Below are 23,052 nucleotides of genomic sequence, written 5' to 3' on the forward strand. Positions count from 1 at the left end.
ACCTCACTATTCTCCGATTCCAGATTGTACAATATTAAGATCTAAATTTATATCCACCGCTACATTTTTATACATATTTCGAATTTGTTTTATATTCCATTTTCTCGTATGGCTTCTAATTTCATCCCGTATTCCTAACGGGTCAATTTCTTTTTCTTGAAATTGTTTTATTAAATCTTCACAGTCTTTTTCGACATTTCGTTCAATTTGTTTTTTTATATAGTTGATATTTGTTTCTTTTCTTAAATCAATCCAATTAGGAGAGTTTTTAATTAATCCATTTAATTTTAAATGGATTTTTACTTTTGGTATGTCACCAGTTTGATCTATATCATACTTATTTTCCCCAGCTAAGTTTTGTATCACAACCATACCTTTATGTTTATCCTTTTTTATTGCTGCTTCGTAACGTCCATTTTTCGTAGGATTAATAAGTAATTTTGCTAAAACAGAATGTCTTTTATCCGTATACATGACGACTTTATCGCCTTTTAAAAAGGCAAGTCCTTTGACAGCGACAGAATGATTATCGTCCATTTTAATATAAGGAACATAGGCATCACATACAGAAGAGTAATAATTATATAAAAAAATGTTTAATTCAGTTTGTGGAATGTTCTCATTTCTTATATTTTGCTCGAGTAAATCAGCAATATATAAAGACCCATTTTTTTCCCGTAATTTAAAAGCTCTTCAGCAGATCCATCTACAATGGCTAGTTGTACATCACGCCCGATATTTGGGTCACGTTGTAAGTTAGTAATAATCTCTCTCATTCCGCGTTCTCCTAGAGCCTTTCCAAATAGGACGACACGCATTTGACCTACAACAACATTGTGAGGAGATTTCGCATTCAATCGTGAAGCAATTGTTTCAAGTGAACGGGCAGATGTTGTTTGAGTCTCTGGCTTAGACTTTACACCATGTGTGTACTCTGGGAATAGAATAGTTCCTTGGAATTTTTTGTTTTTTGTGATGTCAAATCCAGCAATATGAATAATACGCTGTGCATCTACTATATACGTTTGTGTACAGCCAGTTTGTAAAACGAAGAAGATAATGATAAGGTGCAATAAAATTTTCTTCATTCATTCTCACCATCACGTTTTTGCTTCGATTTGTTTGGATTGTAGCGCCATTTTGATTTTGGTCTAAGAAAAGAAGGTCTTTGAGCCGTTTGGCTAAATGGTAATCGAAGAAAACCTTCTGCTGTACCTAAACCACGAAATGGATATAAAGGTAATAAATAAGGTGATCCAAGTGATTTTAATTTAATTAAATGAGCTAAAATAAATACAAATCCGACAGCGAGGCCTAATCCTCCGAATGCACCGGCTAAGAGAATAAGCGGAAAGCGTAACAACCGGATAGTAGAAGACATCTTTACGGTCGGTGTTGTGAAAGATGCAAGGGCGGATAAAGCAACTGCAATTAATAAAATTGTACTTGTTAAAGCTGCTTCAACAGATGCTTGTCCAATTACAATCCCCCCAACAATCCCAATCGTTTGTCCGACTTTCGTTGGTAAACGTGCTCCTGCTTCACGAAGCAATTCAATTGTAATTTCTAAAAAGAGTGCTTCTAGAATAGGAGGGAAAGGTACGTTAGCTCTCGAGAAAATAATAGGACCTAGTAAATCAGCAGGAATCATTTGATAATGATATGTTAAAGCCGCTGTATAAATAGCGGAGGAAAAAAGAGAAAATATAGCTCCGAAAAAACGAATAATACGAAAGAACGATCCAATCATCCACGGTAAATAATAATCTTCTGGTGAAATGAAAAAATCCAGTAACGTTGTTGGTCCTGATAAAGCATATGGAGAGCCATCTGTTAAAATTAAAACTTCCCCGTTAATTAATGCAAATACAGCTCGATCTAATCGTTCTGTAGGTAATAGAACAGGAAAAGGTGAATTGCTATTATCGCTAATAAATTGCTCAATCATAGTTGCATCAAATGGGACATCAAAGTCAATGTTTTCTAACCGTTGAATTGCGGTGTTGACAAATTGTTCATTTGTAATTCCTTCTATATAAGCAACTGCTACTTTCGTTTTTGATATAGATCCGACGGTAACTTCTTTAAAAATGAGTTGCTCCGTTACGATATTTCGGCGTAATAAGTGGATATTTGTATCAAGGTTTTCAACGAAACCGATTTTAGGCCCGATTACGCTATACTCATTTTCTGTATCGTTATATAATCGTTTTCCTAAAACAGTACTTTCGGCACGAATTAAAGCATATTGATCAGGATTCGAATTGTTTTTTAAGCGTATTAAAATATATCCACCTAATAATTTTTCACGAATATCATCAATAGAAGGGGAGGTAATAATGTCTTCAATAGAGATAATATTACATAAATCAGAGATGTTTTGGATTTGTTCCGATTCCTTTTTTATAGGAGTTAAAATGAATTGTTTAATAATAAGTGCTTCCACGACAGATTTATAATAAAACAAGCACAACGTTTCATCTTTAAGTATGTTATAAGAGACAAAATCGCTTGATTCTTTCATGGTTTGTATAAATTCTGGAATAGAACAAAGTGTTTTTGTATTAGTCTTTTTTGATTTCTTAGATGATAAACCGAACATTTTCTCACCCCTAACTTACATCATTTACTTGTGTTAGTTTTTGGGAAAGACGGGAATTTATACTTAAAAATTGAAAGTTCATAAAGAAAAGGAAGAGTAGTGAATGTCTCTTCCTTTTTAGCTGTTTAATTTGTTTTTTGTTCTTTAATAGACTTCACTAATTTCATCATTTCCGCTCGTATATCTTCTCTTTTTACATTTAATTTTTCGGCAATTTGTTTAATGTCCATTCCATCTTTTTTCATCTTTAATACATCATCAAGAGGGGTATTGCTTTTTTGAGAGATGATTGTTAACACAGTAAGATGACGCAATTTGATGTTATATTCTTTCATTTTTTGCTTTAGCTGATCCGGTGTAGATTTTTGCATAGTTGCTAACTGTTGTAGCAGTGCTTGCTTTGTTTCTTTATTCATATGATGCTTTTTCAGCTTACTTGGATCTACACCGAAATGCTCGGCTGTTTTCTCCCAAGATTTATTTTGCTTATAGTAAGCTAAAACATCTTTTATTTCTTTATTACTAATTCTTGCAATATGAGCAGCTTTCCAAATTTCATGTTTGTTATAGCCGAGTTTTTCTAGCGATTGCATTTCTTCTTCTAAAATTGGGTTATGGTGATGCATTGTTACTTCTTTTGGTGTGGCAGCGGAAGCGGGGAAAGTAGATATCCCGCATAATAATGCTGCCATAGTCATACAAACAGCGATTTTTTTGTACATGTAAACTCCTCCTAGATGGATAATGTAGAAAACTGTACACATATCATTTCCATAAAATGTGAAATACTTGTGAACAAATCAAGTTTTTTTATTCACAGTATGAAATGACGTTTTTAGAAGTTTTCCAACATAAAACATTGATTAATAGTAAAAAACTAAGGTATAATCGAAATTGAAAATCAATATCAATGATGACGATAAACTTATACATATAGATAAAAATAAGGGAGAGAAAAATATGACTACATATACTTCCATCGCTAATGTGATTAAAGAAAGACGCTCTGTTCGTACATTTACAGACAAAGCAGTAGAAAAAGATTTATTAATTGAACTATTAAACGATGCAACATGGGCACCAAATCATAAGCACCGTGAACCATGGAATTGTAAACTATACATCGGAGAAGGCCGCAAGAAATTAGTAGATGCAGTATTAAACTCTTTCACGGAAGAAGAAAGAGCGAAACGCGGTAAAATTTTATCAGATCGTTTTTTAAGCACGCCTGCACAAATCGTTGTATATATAAATGAAGATCCGCGTCAAATTCAGCGTGACGAAGATTATGCTGCAACATGTGCATTCATGCAAAACTTCCAACTTCTTGCTTGGGAACGCGGATTAGGTTGTGTTTGGAAATCAGGCGGATTAAACTACAATCCATTATTTATAGAAGGACTTGGTTTAACAAGAGGTCAACGCATCGTTGGAATTCTTCACCTTGGCTATTTCGATAAAGCACCAGAAGGAAAAGCTCGTACACCGATTACGGAGAAGATGGAGATTATTGAAGGTTAATAGATGAGACATTCTCGTTTTTGCGGGGGTGTCTTTTTATTATGCAATCAATCCTCATGAAAGCTTGTTCTTCATCATACACTTTCTTAAGGGAAAGTGTAAGGAGGGAAAATAATGAGAGCAAGTGACGATAAAGCACTGCAATATGCGATTGCGGAAATTACGGAAATTGCGACTGGATTTGGGCTTGATTTTTATCCGATGCGTTATGAAATATGTCCAGCGGAAATTATTTATACATTTGGTGCATATGGGATGCCGACAAGGTTTTCACATTGGAGTTTTGGAAAACAATTTTTCAGAATGAAATTACAATACGATTTAGGACTTAGTAAAATATACGAACTCGTTATTAACTCTGATCCATGTTACGCCTTTTTATTAGATACGAACTCTTTAATTCAAAACAAATTAATTGTAGCGCACGTTTTAGCACACTGTGACTTCTTCAAAAATAATATTCGTTTTTCAAATACGAAGCGAGATATGGTAGAGAGTATGGCCGCAACAGCGGACCGTGTGAAAGCGTATGAGCATAAGTACGGAAAAGCAGAGGTAGAAACATTTTTAGATGCAGTACTTGCCATTCAAGAGCATATTGATCCGTCGCTTATGCGTCCGAAGCTCGCATGGAGTATTGATGATTTAGAAGAGGAAGAAGTAGAAAAGAAAAAGGTATCGCAATACGATGATTTATGGAATTTAGATAACCGAAATAAAAAACAAGAGCGCTCTAATATACGTAAAAAGAAGAAAATCCCACCGCAACCAGAGAAGGATTTACTTCTCTTTATTGAAGAATATAGCCGTGAGTTAGAAGATTGGCAGCGTGATATATTAACGATGATGCGCGAAGAAATGTTATATTTTTGGCCGCAGCTTGAAACGAAAATCATGAACGAAGGCTGGGCGTCCTACTGGCATCAACGCATACTTCGTGAAATGGACTTAACCTCTGATGAAGCAATTGAATTTGCGAAATTAAATGCAGGTGTTGTACAGCCATCAAAAACAAGTATTAATCCATACTACCTCGGTATTAAAATCTTTGAAGATATTGAAGAACGGTACAACAATCCGACTGAAGAAATGAAGCGACGGGGCGTAAAACCAGGATCTGGCCGTGACAAAATGTTTGAAGTACGCGAAATTGAATGGGACGTATCGTTCCTAAGAAACTACTTAAATAAAGATCTTGTTATGCGAGAAGATATGTACTTATTCCAGCGCCAAGGAAAAGAATATAAAGTAATAGATAAAGAATGGGAAAATGTGCGTGATCAACTCGTAAATATGCGGACAAATGGTGGGTTCCCGTATTTAGTAGTAGAAGATGGAGACTACTTAAAGAACGGAGAATTATATATTAAACATAGCTACGAAGGAATCGAGCTCGATTTAAAATACTTAGAAAAAGTATTACCATATCTTCATCAACTATGGGGAAGAACGGTGCATATGGAGTCAATTGTGGAGAGTAAGGGTGTTGTGTTTTCTTATGATGGAAAGATGGTGCATCGGAAGTATGTGTGAGGGGAAGAACGGACATAGGATACTGTGTCCGTTCTTTTTTATTTGGAACAAGGTCAAATATGCTATTCTTGAAAAAAGGGAGTTATATAGAGAAATGGAGCGATTAAAATGAGCAAAGTAGGGGTATGTAAGGTTGATATTACGCCGCCAGTCGGTATTGATTTTGTCGGATATCATAGAGAGACAGGAATAAATAATATTGAAGAGCGTATTTATGGGACAGTTTTTGTATTTGAAAAAGATGAAATGAAAACTGTGTTTATAAGTATTGATAATATTGGAATGTTAGTAGAAGATACGAATATGATTCGTGAGCGAGTAGCAAGTAGGCTTCATGTTCCATTTGAGCGAATAACGGTTGTTTATACTCATACGCATTCCGGTCCAGAGACAGTCGGTGATGATCCGCTAGTGCAGTCGTATAAAATGATTTTAGCAAATAATGTAGTACATGGTGCTGTTACTGCGAATAACAATTTGAAGCTATGTGAAGTTGGCTGGGGTGTTACGACAGGTGATATTGGGGTAAATCGAAGAGAGAGAACATCTGATGGAAGAGCGAAGATGGGAACAAATATAGATGGTGTTGTAGATAAGCGAATTGGTATGTTAGCAATCAGAAATGCTGAAACGAAGGAGCTATCTGGGATTATAGTATTTTGTACTGCGCATCCGAATGTTTTAAAAGGTGATAGCGATGAATTATCAGCAGATTATCCTGGAATAACGAGAGAGATTCTAGAGCAGATAGTGAACTGCCTTGTTATTATTGTTCAAGGTGCCGCTGGAAATGTGAATGCGAAATATCGCGGTTCAAGGGAAGCGTTAAAACAAATGGCTTACATACTTAGTGGACATGTATTAACGATGTTACCAACAGTTACATATAGTCCAATTGTAAAATTAAGGACAGTTTCAAGTATGATGCAAATGAAGTTGAAGGATATTCCTGAAATTGATGAGATACGAAGCATGGCTCGATTAGCCGAGAAGCAGTGGGGCGTGAATACGGATGAATGGCTTGCTATCGTATTAGAGAAATATAGGCAAGGTATTCGGAAGTTACGTATAGATTTAGAAGTTCAACTGTTTCAAGTTAATGATGGTATGTTTTCAGGTATACCGATGGAACCTTTTTCAGAAACTGCCTTAGCAATGAAAGAGAGCCTTCAAAATGAATTGGCTTTCTTTGGTGGATATATGAACGGATATCTTGGTTATTTACCGACAAAAGACGAATATGCATATGGCGGATATGAAGTAGAATTAAGTCCTATTGTGTATGGAACAGTTACAAATTTGTTAATGCCACCGGGAGAGAATACTGCGGAGTTGATTGTGAAAAAGGTTATGGATTTATGTAATATGGTGAAACTTTAATGAGACAGGTTTTTGAACGCAGAGTAAAGAATATGACTTATTGTTTGATTTTGTTAAGTCAATGTAATCAATAATGATAATCATTATTAATTACATTGACTTCTAAAAAAAGAAAAACTAGAATTTATAAAGGGATCTTCAATTGTTCGCTATCATTTGTATAGGAGGTAAGTTATGTTGGATAGCTTTATTTCTATAAGATGTAGGTTGGCTCTTTATAGTTTTGGTGTTCTTTTTATCTTTTTTGTACAGTATTTTTGGTGAATCAGAAGGTGTATGCAGAAGATGTACCGTGGACATCAGTTTCAAATGAGGGAGAACGTGTACTTTTTCAAGAACAATCTTTGTATAGTAATGATCGAAGGGGAGAAGATCTTGTTTCACCTTCATTTGAAGGGCGTAAACATGGTGGGGAAGATTGGGGAGCCTTCTTAGAAAATACGAAGTTAAATTATTCACCTAACATTCTTACCTATTCTGTTATAGGAATAGATGATCGAATACGGGTTAATGATACAACTTCATATCCGTATAGTGCTGTAGTCCATATAGCAACTCAGTATAATAGTGGAGAAATTTATGGATGTACAGGAGCACTAATTAGTAAAGATACAGTGCTGACAGCTGGACATTGTATTTACAATAAAGAAATTGGTGGATGGGCGACAAATATTATTGTAACTCCAGGACGTAATGGAGGACAAGCACCGTATTTACCTTATAAAGGAACAAAACTTTACTCGGTAAGTGGATGGACTGATAACGAAAATTCAAATTATGATTATGGAACGATTAAATTAAATGGGTCTCCAGGAGATTATACGGGTTGGTTTGGATATAGAACTACCTATGTAGAATCACCAAAAGGTTTACTTGCGGTGATTCCTGGATATCCAGCTGATAAAATAGGAAATGAACGTTACACAATGTGGAGAGATTATGGTCCAATTGAAGGTGTTAATCCTAGCAGACTAACATACAAGATTGATACTTATGAAGGGCAAAGTGGATCACCTGTATATCATTATTTTGATACAGGTATCAAAATAATAGCCATTCATACAAGAGGAAATAAAAATATGAATTTTGGAAATCGGATAACAGACAATGTGTTTAATAATATTAAAAGATGGTCTGAATAAATATAGTAAATCCATTTGGATTCATTTTCTTAGATTGTGGTATTTAAGAATTTTAAGCGAAATATATTCAACTTCAAGTGAAACTATTGAGTTTGGAAATTTAAATGTAGGTGTAGTTCAGTTATCTAAAACAAGTATTCCCTCATACTACACCATCTTTAGGTATTGATGTAATAGTAAAGAAAGTTATAGAACAGAACTATATGAAAAAGAACTTGGAAATATCTAAGTTCTTTTTTGTTTCAAATTTGTGAAAGAAAGACATATTGATTGAAATTAAATTTTTCATACTCTATTATATACCCATACAGGTATAGGTTTTTGTGTGATACATGAAAAAATTAAATAATAAATAACATGGAGGTTTGAAATATGTCCAGAAAGATAGTTGTAGTAGGCGGAGTTGCTGGCGGGGCATCAGTAGCTGCAAGGCTTCGTCGTTTAAGTGAAGAAGATGAAATTATTATGGTGGAGCGCGGTGAATATATTTCATTTGCAAATTGTGGCTTACCATACTATATTGGCGGTGTTATTACAGAAAGACAAAAGTTATTAGTACAAACTGTTGAAAGAATGTCAAAGCGCTTTAATCTAGATATACGTGTATTGAGTGAAGTTGTAAAGATTAATAAAGAAGAGAAAACAATTACGATAAAGAATGTAACTACAGATGAAACATATAACGAGGAATATGATGTTTTGATTCTTTCACCAGGGGCGAAACCAATTGTTCCACCTATTCCGGGCATTGAAGAAGCGAAGGCGTTGTTTACGTTACGAAATGTATCTGATACAGATCGTATAAAAGCGTATATTGATGAGAAGAAACCACGTCATGCGACGGTTATTGGTGGAGGATTTATTGGAGTGGAAATGGTTGAGAATTTAAGAGAACGAGGAATTGATGTTACTCTTGTAGAGATGGCGAATCAAGTAATGCCACCAATCGATTATGAAATGGCAGCATACGTACATGAACATATGAGAAATCACAATGTTGAGCTTGTTTTAGAAGACGGTGTAGATGCGTTAGAAGAGCACGGGACTGTTGTACGTTTAAAAAGTGGTTCAATCATAAAGACAGATATGATTATTTTAGCAATTGGTGTGCAACCAGAGAGTAGTTTAGCGAAGGATGCAGGGTTAGCACTAGGAGTTAAAGGAACGATAAAGGTAGATGAGCGTTTTCAAACGTCGGACCCGCACATATATGCAATTGGTGATGCGATTGAAGTGAAAGATTTTGTTACAGAAACAGAAACGATGATTCCTTTAGCGTGGCCAGCTAATCGTCAAGGTCGCATGTTAGCAGATATTATTCATGGCCATACAGATTCTTTATATAAAGGTACGATGGGAACTTCTGTGGCTAAAGTTTTTGATTTAACAGTTGCTGCGACGGGCGTAAATGAGAAAATATTAAAACGATTAAATATACCCTATGAGGTAGTACATGTGCAGGCGAATTCGCATGCGGGATATTATCCGAATGCTACGCCAGTGCTAATAAAATTAATTTTTAATAAAGAAAGCGGAAAAATTTATGGAGCGCAGGCGTTAGGGCGTGACGGTGTAGATAAGCGTATTGATGTTATCGCAACGGCAATGAAGGCAAACTTAACTGTAATCGATTTGCCGGATTTAGAATTATCATATGCCCCGCCCTATTCTTCTGCAAAAGACCCAGTAAACATGGTGGGGTATGTGGCAAGTAATATAGTAGATGGTTTTGTGGACACAGTGCAATGGCATGAAATAGATCGTATTGTTGACAATGGTGGATATCTTATAGATGTTCGGGAGCCGAATGAACTAAAACAAGGAATGATTAAAGGCTCTATTAATATTCCGTTAGATGAATTACGTGATCGATTGGATGAAGTGCCAATGGACAAAGAAATATATATCACTTGCCAACTTGGTATGAGAGGGTATGTTGCAGCGCGCATGTTAATGGAAAAAGGATATAAGGTAAAGAACTTAGATGGTGGCTTTAAATTATACGGAACAGTAGTACCAGAACGTGTTGTATATTAATATTTTTTCATCTTCCACTTCAAAATTTGGTGGAAGATGAAAGCCTATATACTAAGGTTTCACTTCTTGTTTTGTGAACATATAAGATAAATATTAAAAATAGGGGTTTACAAAATACCCTATAGGGTATAATATATTGTCATAGGTTATAAATAGTGACATAATGGTAATGAGGTGATTATAGAATGGAATATAATCAAGATATGAAAAATAGATTGAAACGTATTGAAGGTCAAGTTCGTGGTGTACTTCGTATGATGGAAGAAGGAAAAGATTGCCGAGAGGTTATTACACAGTTAACGGCATCTCGTTCTGCACTTGATCGTACAATTGGACTTGTTGTTGGGACAAATTTAGAGCAATGTTTGCGTGAACAGTTTGAAAGTGGTAATGGTTCAAATGAAGAGTTAATTAAAGAAGCTGTTCAATTACTTGTAAAAAGCCGATAATCTGTCAGACATAATTGTTGACAGATTTTCAAAAACATTTTATTATACCCCTACAGGTATATGTATATAAGTTGTGGAGGAATCAATTATGAGTATAAAAGTGGATATGAGTTTAGATTGTAAAGGGTTGGCTTGTCCGATGCCGATTGTGAAAACGAAGAAGGCGATGGAAGGATTGACGTCAGGGCAAGTGATTGAAGTTCAGGCAACAGATAAAGGATCTACTGTAGATATACAAAGTTGGGCGAGTAAAGTAGGTCATCAATATATAGGGACGAAACAAGAAGGTGATGTATTGATGCATTACGTTAGAAAAGCAAATGAGCATGAAATGAATGAAATAGTGAAATATCCTCATACAATTACGAATGCTGAATTGGAAGAGATAGTATTAAGTGGTGAAGAGTGTATTATAGTAGATGTTCGTGAAGCGGCGGAATTCGCTTTTGGTCATATTCCATCGGCTATTTCAGTTCCATTAGGCGAACTTGGTAGTGCGGAATTAGATCAGACGAAGCAAATTTACGTCGTTTGTCGAACTGGTAACCGTAGTGATGTAGCTTGTCACATGTTGAAAGAGAAAGGTTATGCAAATGTGAAAAATGTCATCCCAGGCATGTTAGAGTGGAAAGGGAATGTGGAAAAATAAAATTTTTTAAATAAAAATATACCTACGGGGGTAATGAGATGAATGTTAAAGCATTACAAGCAAAAGATGTTGCAGAGAAAGTTTTATTCGGAGAGTTGTTTATTTTAGATGTTCGTAATGAGGCGGATTATGAAGGTTGGAAAATTGAAGGAAAAGAAGTTACTTCAATGAATGTGCCGTACTTTGATTTATTAGAGGGTGTAGATCATATTGTCAGTGAACTACCTAAAGATAAAGATGTTTTAGTAGTATGTGCAAAAGAAGGGTCTTCTATATTTGTAGCAGAGCAATTAACAGAGGCTGGATTAGAAAATATTTACTATTTATCTGGTGGTATGAAGACTTGGAGTGAATATGTAAAGCCTATAAAAGTGGGAGATTTAAAAGATGGCGGAAGTATGTATCAGTTTAACCGTCTTGGAAAAGGTTGCTTATCATATATGGTTATTTCAAACGGTGAAGCAGCAGTTATTGATGCAGTAAGAACAGTTGAAGCGTACGAAGAGTTTGCGAAAGAGCATGGCGTTACGATTACGAATGTAATGGATACACATTTACATGCAGACCATATTTCTGGCGGACGTAAGTTAGCGGAAAAAGTAGGTGGTACGTATTGGTTACCGCCAAAAGATGCAGAGGAAGTGGTGTTCTCATATAAACCACTTGTTGAAGGATCTGTTATTACGGTGGGGGGTACTAAAATTGAAATTGATGCATTATACTCACCGGGGCATACGATTGGAAGTACGTCATTTATTGTAGATGATTCCTATTTATTATCAGGTGATATTTTATTTGTAGATTCAATTGGGCGTCCAGACCTTGCTGGGAAAGCTGAAGATTGGGTAAGTTATTTACGTACTACTTTGTATAGCAGATATAAAGAACTATCTCAAAACTTAGTTGTGTTACCGGCTCATTATTCAAAAATAAGTGAAATGGACGAGAGTGGTATCGTTAGTGCTAAATTAAAAGATTTATTTGCGTATAATGCAGGGTTAAATATTGAGGATGAGGGAGAGTTTCGTAAAGTTGTAACGGAGAATTTACCACCTCAACCGAATGCATATCAAGAAATTCGTCAAACAAATATGGGGCGATTAAATCCAAGTCAAGACGAAGAGCGTGAAATGGAGATTGGTCCAAACCGTTGTGCTATTCATAATTAATTCGATTTCAAATGTAATAAAAATAGGAGGTATATAAGATGAAAGTGAAAGAAGTATTAGATGTAAAAGGATTAGCATGTCCAATGCCAATTGTAAAAACAAAGAAAGCAATGGAAGCATTACAATCAGGAGAAGTGTTAGAAGTACACTTAACAGATAAAGGTGCGATTAAAGATATTCCAGCATGGTCACAAAAAGGCGGTCATGAAGTGTTAAAACACACGGAAGAATCTGGTGAATTAAAGTTCTGGATCAAGAAAGCATAGCGGTTCAATAATAAGTGGAAGATTACATCCTCTGCTTATTATTGAAAGTAAAGAGGATAATCATATATGTCTTATATAGTTATATCTCTAATAGTATCGATGCTAGGAAGTTTAGTAAAACGTTACATTCCGGTTTTAAATGTTGCATATATTTCGTTAGAACAAGTAAGGAAAATGGAAAGTGTTGTTGTAGATGTACGCAATTATACAGAGAGTCACAGTGATAACACTTCTAGAATTATGTGTATACCGTATGCGTATTTAAAACGGTATTATCATGAAATACCAAATAAGCCTTTGCATCTTATTGTTCATAATAAAGTGGATCGGAATTTAAGTGTTCGTTTTTTAAGAAAGAAAGGGTTCCATATTCAAAGCTATAGTATATATTTGGACGGGAAAAAGGCATAGAAGGAGTTTAAATAGTTTTATGGATGTAAAGACAATATTGAATGTAATCTTAATTGTACTTGTATCGTGGTTTATTATTTCTCGCTTCTTACCAGTTAGAGGAGTAAAAAATATTTCAGGAAAAGATTTAAAACGTATGATGGGGCAAAAGAATAAACAATTTATCGATGTACGTACAGTAGGTGAGTATAGAGGGAATCATATGAAAGGGTTTCAAAATATCCCACTAAATGAGTTAGCGAGTAAGGCAAATCAGTTAGATAAAAATAAGGAAGTAATTGTTATTTGTCAGAGCGGGATGAGAAGTAAGCAAGCAGCAAAGGTATTAAAGAAATTAGGATTTCAGCACGTTATCAATGTTTCAGGCGGTATGAATGGTTTGTGAGGAGGGAATTTAAAATGAAAGAAATGACAGTAAAAGAATTGGAAGAAAAATTGTTACGTAAAGAAGCAGTAAATATCGTGGACGTACGTGAAGTAGAAGAAGTAGCCGAAGGGAAAATTCCAGAAGCGTGTAATATTCCACTAGGACTATTAGAGTTTCGTATGCATGAGTTGGATAAAAAGAAAGAGTATATTATCGTTTGTCGTTCTGGCGGAAGAAGTGCACGAGCAGTTCAGTTTTTAGAGAGCTACGGTTTTCAAGCAATTAATATGGTAGGTGGTATGTTAGCATGGGAAGGTAAAGTCGTATAGTACAGAGATACATGATTTGAGCCTTTTTATAAATGATAAAATACCCCTATAGGTAATCGGAGGGAGAACAACATGGAACAACAGAAGAAAACAACAATCGTTTTATTTAGCGGAGATTATGATAAAGCAATGGCTGCTTATATTATTGCAAATGGTGCAGCGGCGTATGATCAAGAGGTAACTATTTTTCATACTTTTTGGGGATTAAATGCTTTAAGGAAAGATGAGCATGTGAAGGTAAAGAAAACTTTTATAGAAAAAGTGTTTGGAAAAATGATGCCACGCGGTGCGGATAAGATGGGATTATCAAAAATGAATTTTGCAGGTATGGGACCAAAGATGATTAAAGGTATTATGAAAAAACATAATGCGATGCCTTTACCAGATTTAATCGATTTGGCGAAAGAACAGGGGATTAAACTTGTCGCTTGTCAAATGACAGTAGATTTATTAGGGTTAAAAGAGGAAGAGATTATGGAAGGGGTAGAGTTTGCAGGAGTAGGAGCTTATTTAGCAGATGCTTCGGATGGGAATGTAAACTTATTCATTTAATTCATCTTCTTTCTAGAAGGGAGGGGATGTAAGATGAGCTTAGTCGTATTACTTTTTATAATTGGATTTATAGGATCGTTTATATCAGGAATGGTTGGAATTGGCGGTGCGATTATTAATTATCCGATGATCTTATACATTCCGGTATTGCTGGGATTTTCTGGCTATACATCACATGAAGTGAGCGGTATTACAGCGGTACAAGTATTCTTTGCAACTTTTGCAGGCGCTTGGGCATACCGGAAAAGTAATGACATGAATAAAACGTTAGTTATGTATATGGGAGCTAGTATATTAATAGGAAGCTTCATAGGGAGTTTCGGTGCTAACATATTAGAGGAACATACAGTCAATGTTGTTTATGCAGCATTAGCTACAATTGCAGCTATTATGATGTTTGTACCGAAACAAAATAATAGTGGAGATGTGAAGTATAATAAATGGTTAGCAAGCTTGTTAGCGTTCGTTGTAGGGGGAGCTTCAGGCATTATAGGAGCTGGAGGTTCGTTCCTTTTAGTTCCCATTATGCTAGTTATTTTAAAATTACCACTGCGCATGACGATCGCAACATCTATCGCTATTACGTTTATTTCCTCAATAGGGATTACTACAGGAAAAATGGTTACTGGGCAAGTAGTTATCATTCCAGCTCTAATTATTGCGGTTGCCAGTATATTTGCTGCGCCACTTGGAGCACGAGTCGGGAAGAGGCTAAATCAAAAAGTACTGCAATATGTATTGTCCACTTTAATTGTAGGCACTGCTGTTAAAATGTGGATCGATATGATATCAAAATAAAAGGATGGTGCTGCTTACAGCCCATCCTTTTATTTATTGCCCGTAAACCTAACGGATTATAGTTTTACTTTATGTCCAAATAACTTTCATTAAGTTTTTATTATTCGTCATTTGCTAATTTATATAGCATTCTCGTATGTTCAAAGACAAGTGCTGGATTAAAGTTTGGTTCTGAGAATGCAAGAGATGTTGAAATATCAATTGCATTTTGCTTATTTAATGTGAATTTTGCAAAGCGATAAGATGTATTTAATTCATTGATGACATGTAAAATATCATTTGTTGATGTTGCATCAGGCACGTGAGCAACATTGAAGCAGTATATATCCACCGTAGGATGTTCGTTTTGGAAAGCAGCGATAAGTTGAATCTTTGCGCCAGCTTCAGTCTCTAATCCTACTGAAAAATGAACAGAGCCATCATTTTCATCTATATTTTCTTCCATGTATATATCGTTAGATTTTAAGTAGTCTTTAAAATCTGAGATGTTATGTTTTACTGCAGCTTTCATATGTATGAGCCCCCTGATAATTGGAATAGATTGCTACTATTTATTATAATTTAAAAATATTAAAAAAGATAGTTAGAAAGTTCTGATTTTTGTATTTGGAAGAATATAAAGAAGCGGTTCTCTACCTCCATAGAGAACCGCTTCTATATTATTCATTGTCATTAGACGATGTTTCTGTATCTTCACTGCTATTTTTGTTCTTATTTTTCACTTCATTGTTATTTGATTCGCGTTCACTTGAATTTTCAGACTTAGATTCTTTTGTCTTTTTCGAATCAGAGTTTGAGTCAGACTTTGTATATGCAGGTAGCCCAAGATGAGTACGAAGTTCATTTGTAACATTAGCTAATTCTTTTTTATCTGGATTGTAGTAGTAAGTTCGACCACCACCAGCAGATTTGCTACAAGTATCGTCACCTTTTGCCATGTAGCAATCATCACCTTGGATTTGTAATTTCTCAATTTCCGAATCCGATCCATATTTATAGAATGAAAGCATATCATCAAATGTTAAGTTTGTAACGAATTGTCCGTTAATATCATCAATGATGTTGCCAACTTTTGTTACAGAACCAACACTTGTTAGTTTCTTTAAAATAGCCTCGATAACGAGTTGTTGACGTTGTCCACGCATTGCATCACTATCGATGTGCCTTGTTCTAGCAAGAGCAAGAGCTTCTTCGCCATTTAGCTTTTGAACACCTTTTTCTAGATGAATAGCCTCAGCATTATCATTGCTATCTTGCTCAGTAAATTCAACTGGTACATCAACTTCAACACCGCCCAAGTCATCGACGATTTTTATAAATGATTTAAAGTTGAATTTTACAAAATAATCGACAGGAACATTCATTAATTTTTCAACTGCATCAATGCTTGCTTGTGGTCCACCATTTTTTCCGTTTTTAGCAGAACCGAATGCATGAGCGTGTGTAATTTTATCTTTTTTCTTTTCTATTGGAATATAAGTATATGTGTCACGTGGGATACTTAATAGTTTAACAGTTTTGCTATCTTTATTAAATGTTGCAAGTAAAAGCGCGTCTGTTCTTATAGCTTCACCATATTCTCTTCCACGGACATCGCTTTCATCGACACCCATTATTAAAACAGAGACATTGTTTGTAATAGGTTTTACAGCCTTATCACGTAAATCAGATTTATCACCGCGTGCTAAATCGTGTGCGGCATTTCGAACAGCAGAAGATGCTTTATTTACTAAAAACCAAGTATAACCGCCGCCTATTAATAAAACGAATAGTATAGCGCTTATAATAATTTTTATTTTTTTCTTATTTTTTTTCGGTTTATTGCGTGTATTTTCTTGCAAAGATGGGTTTTGCTCCATTTCCTGTACTCCTTCATTTGGATTGAAATACGACACTCATATCCACTTATTATAATGAAATTTAGCGAAAAAAAACATTACAAAACATTTACATTTCGTAAAAATTCAATATATTTATAAAAAGTCAGATTTTCTATATATTATTTGTCAGATGTAGAATAAGTATAAGGGCTTTTAGTAGAAATGAAAATATATATTATGAGAAAGTGATAGGGAAGTAAGATTTGTTGAAATATAGCCAAGAAGAAATGAGTAAGCTTACTTATTTCTTCTATATAATAAAGAAGAATTTGACGGATAAAGGAGAGAGCATAATGAATCATACATCATTCCGAGCAATCGTTGTGAACGAAAAGGAAAATCATCAGTTTGTAAGAAAAGTTGTTGAGAGAGAAGTAAGTAGTTTACCTGAGGGAGACGTATTCATACAAGTTCATTATTCTTCATTAAATTATAAAGATGCTCTTTCAGCTACTGGTAATAAAGGTGTTACGAGAACATATCCTCATACGCCAGGAATTGATGCTGCAGGAGTAGTTGTGAGTAGTGAAGATGCTACCATTAAAGCAGGAGATCAAGTTATTGTAACGGGATATGACTTAGGTATGAATACCTCTGGTGGTTTCGGAGAATATATTCGCGTGCCATCATCTTGGGTCGTGCCTTTACCAGAAGGAATGTCATTAAAGGAAAGTATGATGTATGGGACAGCAGGTTTTACTGCGGCGTTGTCGGTATATAAGCTTATTGGGGCAGGAATCAAGCCTAATATGGGAGATGTTTTAGTAACGGGTGCTACAGGCGGCGTAGGCAGTGTAGCTGTTAGTATATTAAGTAAGTTAGGGTTTAACGTAGTAGGAGCGACAGGGAAAATGGAAGAGAAAGATATGCTACTACGTCTAGGAGCGAAAAAAGTGATTCATCGCGCGGAATTGAATGATGAATCAGGAAGACCGATGTTAAAAGGGATATACGCCGGAGTTATTGATACTGTAGGTGGACGTATGTTAGAAACAGCTTTAAAAACAGTAAAGTATGGTGGTTGTGTAACGACATGCGGTAATGTGGCAGGCCAGGAATTACAAACAACGGTATATCCGTTTATTTTACGAGGCATAAGCCTTTTAGGGATAGATTCTGTGCAATGTCCAGCAGATGTGAGAAGTGATGTGTGGACGCTCTTAGCAAATGAATGGAGTAATAAAGAGTTAAGATCTTATACAGGAGAATGTACATTAGAAGAATTAGAGGAGAAGTTTACACTTATATTGCAAGGAAAGTTAAAAGGAAGAACAGTTGTTAAAATATAATAAGAAAGAGACGCTTACGTTAGCGTCTCTTTCTTATTATAATGATTGTTTTAAATTGATTTTTCCTTGTTCGCCTAAAACACCGTCAGCGATATTTACAGCGTGATCGCCAATGCGCTCTAAGTTACTTACCATATCGACGAAGATGATACTTGCATCACCTGAACAGCTGCGTTCGTTTAGACGTAATACGTGACGTTTACGAAGAACACGTTCCATTTGGTCGATTTTGCGTTCTTTAGCAATAACAGTTTGAGCTAGTTCAGTATCGAAGTTTGTTAAAGCTTCAACTGAGTCTTGTAGTGTTGAAATTGTTAATTCCAGCATTTCATTTAATTCAGCTAGTGCTTCGTCTGATAGTGAAACACGGTTTGAAATTTGGAAATCTACAAGTTCTACAAGGTTTTCTACATGATCACCGACACGTTCAATATCTCCAACAACACCTGCTAAAACGGAATGTTTTTCAGAATCCGTAGGCGAAAGCGGCTTTTCTGATAGTAAAACTAAATACTCGGTAATTTTTTTATCTAAATTGTTAATAGCTCCTTCTAATTGAGTAGCCATGTCAGCGTGTTTTTTGTCTTGTGTATTTAAAAATTGGTTTGCTTCTTTTAATCCATGTAATGAAAACTCAGCCATACGGATAATTTCTTTTTGAGCTTCTGTTAAAGCGATAGCTGGAGATTGCTCAATAAAAATTGGGTTTAAATGCTGCGGTTTGAAATCAATAGCAGAATCTTCGCCGCGAATAAGTTTTGTTACAATCCATGCTAATACAGCGATAAATGGGAATTGAATAACTGCATTTGTTACGTTAAATGTTCCGTGTGCAAATGCAATTGTCATTTCTGGATTTAAGTTTAATGATGTTTGGAAATATTGAATTAAGCTTGTAAATGGTACTAATAAAATCGTAAATATAATTGTACCGACGATATTAAAGATAACGTGAACTAATGCTGCACGTCTTGCGGCAATAGAAGTACCGATTGCTGCTAATACAGCTGTAATTGTTGTACCGATGTTATCACCGAATAATACAGGAAGGGCAGCTTGTAAATCGATTGCACCTTGACCGAATAGTTCTTGTAAAATACCGATAGTTGCACTTGAACTTTGTACAATTAAAGTAAAGACTGTACCGACAACAACTCCTAAAATTGGATTATCACTCATACTAACCGTTAATTCTTGGAAGGATTCTAAAGAGCGAAGAGGTTTCATACCTGTGCTCATTAATTCCAAACCGAAGAATAACATACCAAAGCCGAATATAACTTGACCTAAAGAATGTACTTTTTTATTTTTAAAGAAGAATAATAAGATAGCTCCAACTGCCATAATTGGGAGAGCGTATTCTCCGATTTTAATTCCGATAATAAATGCAGTAACTGTCGTACCGATGTTTGCACCCATAATAACACCGATTGCTTGTCTTAATGTCATAAATCCTGCACTTACAAGTCCGACTGTTAAAGCGGTTGTTCCTGAACTGGATTGGATTAATACCGTAACTAACATACCTGCTAGTACACCCATGAGTGGGTTTGTTGTAAAACGATCTAGAATATCACGAAGACGATCTCCAGCTGCTTGTTGCAGTCCATCGCCCATGTATTTAATCCCGAATAAGAAAATACCTAATCCACCAATGAACTGGAAGATCATATCTTGAACATTATATTCCACGCATTCCACTCCTTAAATTTCATGTACGATGTAATTATTAACTGAACCTTGAGTCACTGTAAACGGTTTGCTAGTAAAATTTACACTAAATTTACAAAGGGTAGAAAAGTTTACAATACCTTAAAGAAACAGCTGTATTTTATTGGTTTTCATCATGTGTAAATCTTAATTTTGTAAAAAAATCACACTCTTTAGAATAGTGTTTTTCATTTGAATATCAAGGAAAGCGTCTGCGAGTTCATCGTATATTTTTTGATGAAAGTTAAAAAAATATGTAGGAAAATGCATGTAGTTTTATAACAGCAAAACGAGGGGAAATAATTCTTTTAACACGATAAAAAAGCCACTGAATTATCCAGCAGCTTTTTCCGTGTTTTTATCGCCATGCTTTTGTTTTCTTATGCTTGTAATGTAAATGAAGAGAAAAGCAATAAGTAATAGAGAGGAGTAACGATATACAGTTGCATAGTTTGTAAAATGAGCAATAAATCCAAATATAATCGCTCCAGCGCCGATTCCAAGGTCAAATGCGGAGAAGAATGTAGCCGTTGCTACGCCGCGTCGATGCGGTGCTACGCGGTCAATCATCCATGCTTGTAGTGCAGGTTGGATCGCTCCAAAACCACTTCCGTAACATGCTGCAGCAATAATTAAGCTCGGAATTGTCGTCGTATACGACAATAAAATAATGCCTGTAAAAGTTATAATAACTCCCGGAATGATGACGAATGTATGGCCTTTCGCATCATATAGCTTTCCAGAGAATGGACGAGTTACAGCGATTGCTAGTGCGTTACATAAAAAGAAGAGACTAATATCAGCTATGCCGACTTCTGTAGCAAATAGAGTGATAAAACTTCCGATTCCTCCGTACATTAATGTAATACATAATATTAATAATGAAGGAAGTAAAGCTTTACGCTCAATAAATCCATCGAGAAAAGTACTAGATGATTGTTGTGGAGGCTGTTTCGATTTTTGGATTTGAAGTAGTTTCGTTAATATTAATGAAACAATTGTGCACGATAATGCACATAAAAAAAGAATTGTGAAGTTATATGTTTGCATAAGCCATAGTCCGATAAGTGGACCGAGGGCCATTGCAATTGTTCCAGAAAGGCCAAAATATCCCATGCCTTCTCCGCGGCGAGCTGAGGGAATTAAATCAGAAACGACAGTTCCATATGTAGTCGTTGTAATACCGAAACCAGCTCCGTGTAAAATACGAACAGCAAGCAAGAGAAAGATAGTTGAGGCGAAAAGGTAACTGCCCATAGCGAGTAAACAGATAGCAGTGCCGATCATTAAAATGATTTTTTTATTGAATTTTTGCAAGGCGTTCCCAGTTAGCGGTCTAACAAAAAGTGCCGCAACGGTAAACATGCCGACAACAAATCCGATATTGGAACTTGTGCCACCAATTTCTTTCACATAAACAGGTAAGGTTGGAATTAACATTTGAAACCCTAAAAACATACATAAGTTTGCAAAAATTAAAGCAACAAACTCTTTTGTCCATAACGGTTCTCGTTTTACGAGTATTGCTTCTCCCATATATTCATCCCCTATATAAAATTTTCTCTTTTCTTTCGAGTATATGTATTGGTCAATGCAACAGTCAAGGAAGGTGTCTTGAAAACGGATAACAATTTTTAAGATGAAAAACTGACAAATTTGTGTAAAAGCTACACAACTATGAAAAAAAGATGTAAAGTATAGATGTATAGACTTGTAGGTGTTAAGAATGATAGAAATTGTTTTTTCTTTAAAGAAAGCGGATTCAAAAGAGTAGTGAACAAGAAGGGGATATATACTTTTTTACTACATATATTTGAAAAGGTTTACAATATGATGAAGAAAGAGGCGTGTACATATGAGACGATTAGGTATTTCTATTTATCCAGAACATTCAACAGTAGAGAAAGATAAGGAGTATTTAACATTAGCAAGTAAATATGGATTTACACGTGTGTTCACATGTTTATTATCTGTGGATGGAGAAAAAGAGAAAATTATAGAAGAATTTAAAGAAACGATCTCTCATGCGAATGCATTAGGGTTCCAAGTATTAGTTGATATTAGTCCATCTGTTTTTGAACAATTAGGTATTTCGTATAATGATTTATCATTCTTCCATGAATTAGGTGCGTACGGTATTCGTTTAGATGTTGGTTTCTCAGGATTAGAAGAATCAATTATGACTTATAATCCGTATGGTTTGAAAATTGAGATTAATATGAGTAATGGTACGAAGTATGTAGATAACATTATGAGTCATAGACCAAATCGTGAAAATTTAATTGGTTGTCATAATTTTTATCCGCATCGTTATTCAGGATTATCATACGATCATTTCATTAAATGCTCGAAACAATTTAAAGATTACGGTATGAGAACGGCAGCTTTTATTTCATCATTTGATGCAACATACGGACCTTGGCCAGTAACAGAAGGGTTATGTACATTAGAGCAGCATCGTGAATTACCGATGACAACACAGGCGAAGCATTTATTCGCGACTGAATTAATTGATGATGTTATTATTGCAAACGCATATGCGTCAGAAGAAGAATTACAAGCACTAGGTGCATTAAATAAAGAGAAACAAACATTTGATATAGAAATATATGATACAACGACAGAACTAGAAAGAATTATCGTATTAGACGAACCACATTTTTATCGCGGAGATGTATCTGAATATATGATTCGTTCTACACAAAGTCGTGTGAAATATAAAAAAGAAGAATTTAAACCTCATAATACGCGCGAAATTAAGCGTGGAGATTTATTAATTGATAATGAACAATATGGCCAGTATAAAGGCGAATTACAAATTGCATTAAAAGATATGGTGAATACAGGAAAAACAAATGTAGTTGGTCGAATTGTAGAAGAAGAGATTTTCTTACTAGACTATTTACAAGCATGGGATAAATTCGGATTTACATTAAAGAAATAGAGAGAATATAAAGGGGAAAAACTA

20 protein-coding genes and 3 pseudogenes are annotated in these 23,052 nt (G+C 35.2%); 16 read left to right on the forward strand and 7 right to left on the reverse strand.

The window, feature by feature from the left end:
- Positions 1 to 6: 6 nt before the first annotated feature.
- From HMPREF1014_RS15820 to HMPREF1014_RS15830, 3 genes and pseudogenes are all read right to left on the reverse strand, one after another.
- Positions 7 to 1,088: pseudogene (locus tag HMPREF1014_RS15820) on the reverse strand (Ger(x)C family spore germination protein).
- Complete coding sequence (locus tag HMPREF1014_RS15825; RefSeq protein ID WP_000467492.1) at positions 1,085 to 2,602, reverse strand: spore germination protein; 1,518 nt, start codon at positions 2,600 to 2,602, stop codon at positions 1,085 to 1,087. The pseudogene HMPREF1014_RS15820 and the gene HMPREF1014_RS15825 overlap by 4 nt, the downstream one beginning before the upstream one ends.
- A gap of 125 nt (positions 2,603 to 2,727) precedes the next feature.
- Positions 2,728 to 3,324: a hypothetical protein gene (locus tag HMPREF1014_RS15830; RefSeq protein WP_000276961.1), complete on the reverse strand. Its 597-nt coding sequence runs from the start codon at positions 3,322 to 3,324 to the stop codon at positions 2,728 to 2,730.
- A gap of 238 nt (positions 3,325 to 3,562) precedes the next feature.
- On the opposite strand from HMPREF1014_RS15830, the gene HMPREF1014_RS15835 reads away from it, so the two are divergent.
- The 14 genes and pseudogenes from HMPREF1014_RS15835 (at position 3,563) to HMPREF1014_RS15900 (ending at position 15,205) form a co-directional block, all read left to right on the forward strand.
- Complete coding sequence (locus tag HMPREF1014_RS15835; protein WP_000214820.1) at positions 3,563 to 4,123, forward strand: nitroreductase family protein; 561 nt, start codon at positions 3,563 to 3,565, stop codon at positions 4,121 to 4,123.
- Positions 4,124 to 4,237: 114 nt separating this feature from the next.
- Positions 4,238 to 5,656 (forward strand): stage V sporulation protein SpoVR, encoded by a 1,419-nt coding sequence (gene spoVR / locus HMPREF1014_RS15840; protein ID WP_001202701.1) that lies wholly within the window; start codon positions 4,238 to 4,240, stop codon positions 5,654 to 5,656.
- Positions 5,657 to 5,764: 108 nt separating this feature from the next.
- Complete coding sequence (locus tag HMPREF1014_RS15845; RefSeq protein WP_000048707.1) at positions 5,765 to 7,036, forward strand: neutral/alkaline non-lysosomal ceramidase N-terminal domain-containing protein; 1,272 nt, start codon at positions 5,765 to 5,767, stop codon at positions 7,034 to 7,036.
- 174 nt (positions 7,037 to 7,210) lie between these two features.
- A pseudogene (locus HMPREF1014_RS15850) lies at positions 7,211 to 8,178 on the forward strand (trypsin-like serine peptidase).
- A 372-nt stretch (positions 8,179 to 8,550) separates the two neighbouring features.
- Positions 8,551 to 10,215: a CoA-disulfide reductase gene (cdr, locus tag HMPREF1014_RS15855; RefSeq protein ID WP_000087588.1), complete on the forward strand. Its 1,665-nt coding sequence runs from the start codon at positions 8,551 to 8,553 to the stop codon at positions 10,213 to 10,215.
- A 185-nt stretch (positions 10,216 to 10,400) separates the two neighbouring features.
- Positions 10,401 to 10,664 (forward strand): metal-sensitive transcriptional regulator, encoded by a 264-nt coding sequence (locus tag HMPREF1014_RS15860; RefSeq protein WP_000456206.1) that lies wholly within the window; start codon positions 10,401 to 10,403, stop codon positions 10,662 to 10,664.
- An 88-nt stretch (positions 10,665 to 10,752) separates the two neighbouring features.
- The gene (locus HMPREF1014_RS15865) at positions 10,753 to 11,313 is read left to right on the forward strand and encodes a sulfurtransferase TusA family protein (protein WP_000023990.1); all 561 of its coding nucleotides are present in this window, start codon (positions 10,753 to 10,755) and stop codon (positions 11,311 to 11,313) included.
- Positions 11,314 to 11,351: 38 nt separating this feature from the next.
- Entirely contained in the window at positions 11,352 to 12,482 is a 1,131-nt protein-coding gene (locus tag HMPREF1014_RS15870; protein WP_001101018.1) for an MBL fold metallo-hydrolase, read from the forward strand.
- A 38-nt stretch (positions 12,483 to 12,520) separates the two neighbouring features.
- Positions 12,521 to 12,748 (forward strand): sulfurtransferase TusA family protein, encoded by a 228-nt coding sequence (locus HMPREF1014_RS15875; protein ID WP_000864996.1) that lies wholly within the window; start codon positions 12,521 to 12,523, stop codon positions 12,746 to 12,748.
- 66 nt (positions 12,749 to 12,814) lie between these two features.
- Complete coding sequence (locus HMPREF1014_RS15880) at positions 12,815 to 13,159, forward strand: hypothetical protein (RefSeq protein ID WP_000120509.1); 345 nt, start codon at positions 12,815 to 12,817, stop codon at positions 13,157 to 13,159.
- A 19-nt stretch (positions 13,160 to 13,178) separates the two neighbouring features.
- Positions 13,179 to 13,544, forward strand: coding sequence for a rhodanese-like domain-containing protein (locus HMPREF1014_RS15885; RefSeq protein ID WP_000382694.1), 366 nt, complete (start codon positions 13,179 to 13,181; stop codon positions 13,542 to 13,544).
- 14 nt (positions 13,545 to 13,558) lie between these two features.
- The gene (locus HMPREF1014_RS15890; RefSeq protein WP_000661816.1) at positions 13,559 to 13,855 is read left to right on the forward strand and encodes a rhodanese-like domain-containing protein; all 297 of its coding nucleotides are present in this window, start codon (positions 13,559 to 13,561) and stop codon (positions 13,853 to 13,855) included.
- 72 nt (positions 13,856 to 13,927) lie between these two features.
- A complete protein-coding gene (locus HMPREF1014_RS15895; RefSeq protein WP_000437728.1) occupies positions 13,928 to 14,407 on the forward strand; it encodes a DsrE/DsrF/DrsH-like family protein in 480 nt (159 codons plus the stop codon).
- 33 nt (positions 14,408 to 14,440) lie between these two features.
- On the forward strand, positions 14,441 to 15,205 hold the full coding sequence (locus HMPREF1014_RS15900) for a sulfite exporter TauE/SafE family protein (protein WP_000060715.1): 765 nt from the start codon (positions 14,441 to 14,443) through the stop codon (positions 15,203 to 15,205).
- 69 nt (positions 15,206 to 15,274) lie between these two features.
- Here the strand turns inward: HMPREF1014_RS15900 and HMPREF1014_RS15905 are convergent.
- Positions 15,275 to 15,716: pseudogene (locus HMPREF1014_RS15905) on the reverse strand (hypothetical protein).
- Positions 15,717 to 15,864: 148 nt separating this feature from the next.
- The gene (locus HMPREF1014_RS15910) at positions 15,865 to 17,064 is read right to left on the reverse strand and encodes an LCP family protein (RefSeq protein WP_000437395.1); all 1,200 of its coding nucleotides are present in this window, start codon (positions 17,062 to 17,064) and stop codon (positions 15,865 to 15,867) included.
- Between the two features lie 314 nt (positions 17,065 to 17,378).
- On the opposite strand from HMPREF1014_RS15910, the gene HMPREF1014_RS15915 reads away from it, so the two are divergent.
- Positions 17,379 to 18,374 (forward strand): YhdH/YhfP family quinone oxidoreductase, encoded by a 996-nt coding sequence (locus tag HMPREF1014_RS15915; RefSeq protein ID WP_001016957.1) that lies wholly within the window; start codon positions 17,379 to 17,381, stop codon positions 18,372 to 18,374.
- 36 nt (positions 18,375 to 18,410) lie between these two features.
- Here the strand turns inward: HMPREF1014_RS15915 and HMPREF1014_RS15920 are convergent, their stop codons facing one another.
- Complete coding sequence (locus tag HMPREF1014_RS15920) at positions 18,411 to 20,066, reverse strand: Na/Pi cotransporter family protein (RefSeq protein ID WP_000456265.1); 1,656 nt, start codon at positions 20,064 to 20,066, stop codon at positions 18,411 to 18,413.
- 351 nt (positions 20,067 to 20,417) lie between these two features.
- Positions 20,418 to 21,620: an MFS transporter gene (locus tag HMPREF1014_RS15925; RefSeq protein ID WP_000503237.1), complete on the reverse strand. Its 1,203-nt coding sequence runs from the start codon at positions 21,618 to 21,620 to the stop codon at positions 20,418 to 20,420.
- 319 nt (positions 21,621 to 21,939) lie between these two features.
- Between HMPREF1014_RS15925 and HMPREF1014_RS15930 the strand changes: the two genes are divergently transcribed.
- Positions 21,940 to 23,028: a DUF871 domain-containing protein gene (locus HMPREF1014_RS15930; protein ID WP_001253348.1), complete on the forward strand. Its 1,089-nt coding sequence runs from the start codon at positions 21,940 to 21,942 to the stop codon at positions 23,026 to 23,028.
- The last annotated feature ends 24 nt before the right edge of the window (positions 23,029 to 23,052 follow it).

Origin of the sequence: Bacillus sp. 7_6_55CFAA_CT2, assembly GCF_000238655.1 — a bacterium.
GTDB classification, from domain to species: domain Bacteria; phylum Bacillota; class Bacilli; order Bacillales; family Bacillaceae_G; genus Bacillus_A; species Bacillus_A cereus.

Excerpts from the sequence above, each read along its gene's own strand:
- HMPREF1014_RS15825 (WP_000467492.1), bottom strand. The coding sequence starts at position 2,602 with ATGTTCGGTTTATCATCTAAGAAATCAAAAAAGACTAATACAAAAACA.
- HMPREF1014_RS15830 (WP_000276961.1), bottom strand. The coding sequence starts at position 3,324 with ATGTACAAAAAAATCGCTGTTTGTATGACTATGGCAGCATTATTATGC.
- HMPREF1014_RS15835 (WP_000214820.1), top strand. The coding sequence starts at position 3,563 with ATGACTACATATACTTCCATCGCTAATGTGATTAAAGAAAGACGCTCT.
- spoVR (WP_001202701.1), top strand. The coding sequence starts at position 4,238 with ATGAGAGCAAGTGACGATAAAGCACTGCAATATGCGATTGCGGAAATT.
- HMPREF1014_RS15845 (WP_000048707.1), top strand. The coding sequence starts at position 5,765 with ATGAGCAAAGTAGGGGTATGTAAGGTTGATATTACGCCGCCAGTCGGT.
- cdr (WP_000087588.1), top strand. The coding sequence starts at position 8,551 with ATGTCCAGAAAGATAGTTGTAGTAGGCGGAGTTGCTGGCGGGGCATCA.
- HMPREF1014_RS15860 (WP_000456206.1), top strand. The coding sequence starts at position 10,401 with ATGGAATATAATCAAGATATGAAAAATAGATTGAAACGTATTGAAGGT.
- HMPREF1014_RS15865 (WP_000023990.1), top strand. The coding sequence starts at position 10,753 with ATGAGTATAAAAGTGGATATGAGTTTAGATTGTAAAGGGTTGGCTTGT.
- HMPREF1014_RS15870 (WP_001101018.1), top strand. The coding sequence starts at position 11,352 with ATGAATGTTAAAGCATTACAAGCAAAAGATGTTGCAGAGAAAGTTTTA.
- HMPREF1014_RS15875 (WP_000864996.1), top strand. The coding sequence starts at position 12,521 with ATGAAAGTGAAAGAAGTATTAGATGTAAAAGGATTAGCATGTCCAATG.
- HMPREF1014_RS15880 (WP_000120509.1), top strand. The coding sequence starts at position 12,815 with ATGTCTTATATAGTTATATCTCTAATAGTATCGATGCTAGGAAGTTTA.
- HMPREF1014_RS15885 (WP_000382694.1), top strand. The coding sequence starts at position 13,179 with ATGGATGTAAAGACAATATTGAATGTAATCTTAATTGTACTTGTATCG.
- HMPREF1014_RS15890 (WP_000661816.1), top strand. The coding sequence starts at position 13,559 with ATGAAAGAAATGACAGTAAAAGAATTGGAAGAAAAATTGTTACGTAAA.
- HMPREF1014_RS15895 (WP_000437728.1), top strand. The coding sequence starts at position 13,928 with ATGGAACAACAGAAGAAAACAACAATCGTTTTATTTAGCGGAGATTAT.
- HMPREF1014_RS15900 (WP_000060715.1), top strand. The coding sequence starts at position 14,441 with ATGAGCTTAGTCGTATTACTTTTTATAATTGGATTTATAGGATCGTTT.
- HMPREF1014_RS15910 (WP_000437395.1), bottom strand. The coding sequence starts at position 17,064 with ATGGAGCAAAACCCATCTTTGCAAGAAAATACACGCAATAAACCGAAA.
- HMPREF1014_RS15915 (WP_001016957.1), top strand. The coding sequence starts at position 17,379 with ATGAATCATACATCATTCCGAGCAATCGTTGTGAACGAAAAGGAAAAT.
- HMPREF1014_RS15925 (WP_000503237.1), bottom strand. The coding sequence starts at position 21,620 with ATGGGAGAAGCAATACTCGTAAAACGAGAACCGTTATGGACAAAAGAG.
- HMPREF1014_RS15930 (WP_001253348.1), top strand. The coding sequence starts at position 21,940 with ATGAGACGATTAGGTATTTCTATTTATCCAGAACATTCAACAGTAGAG.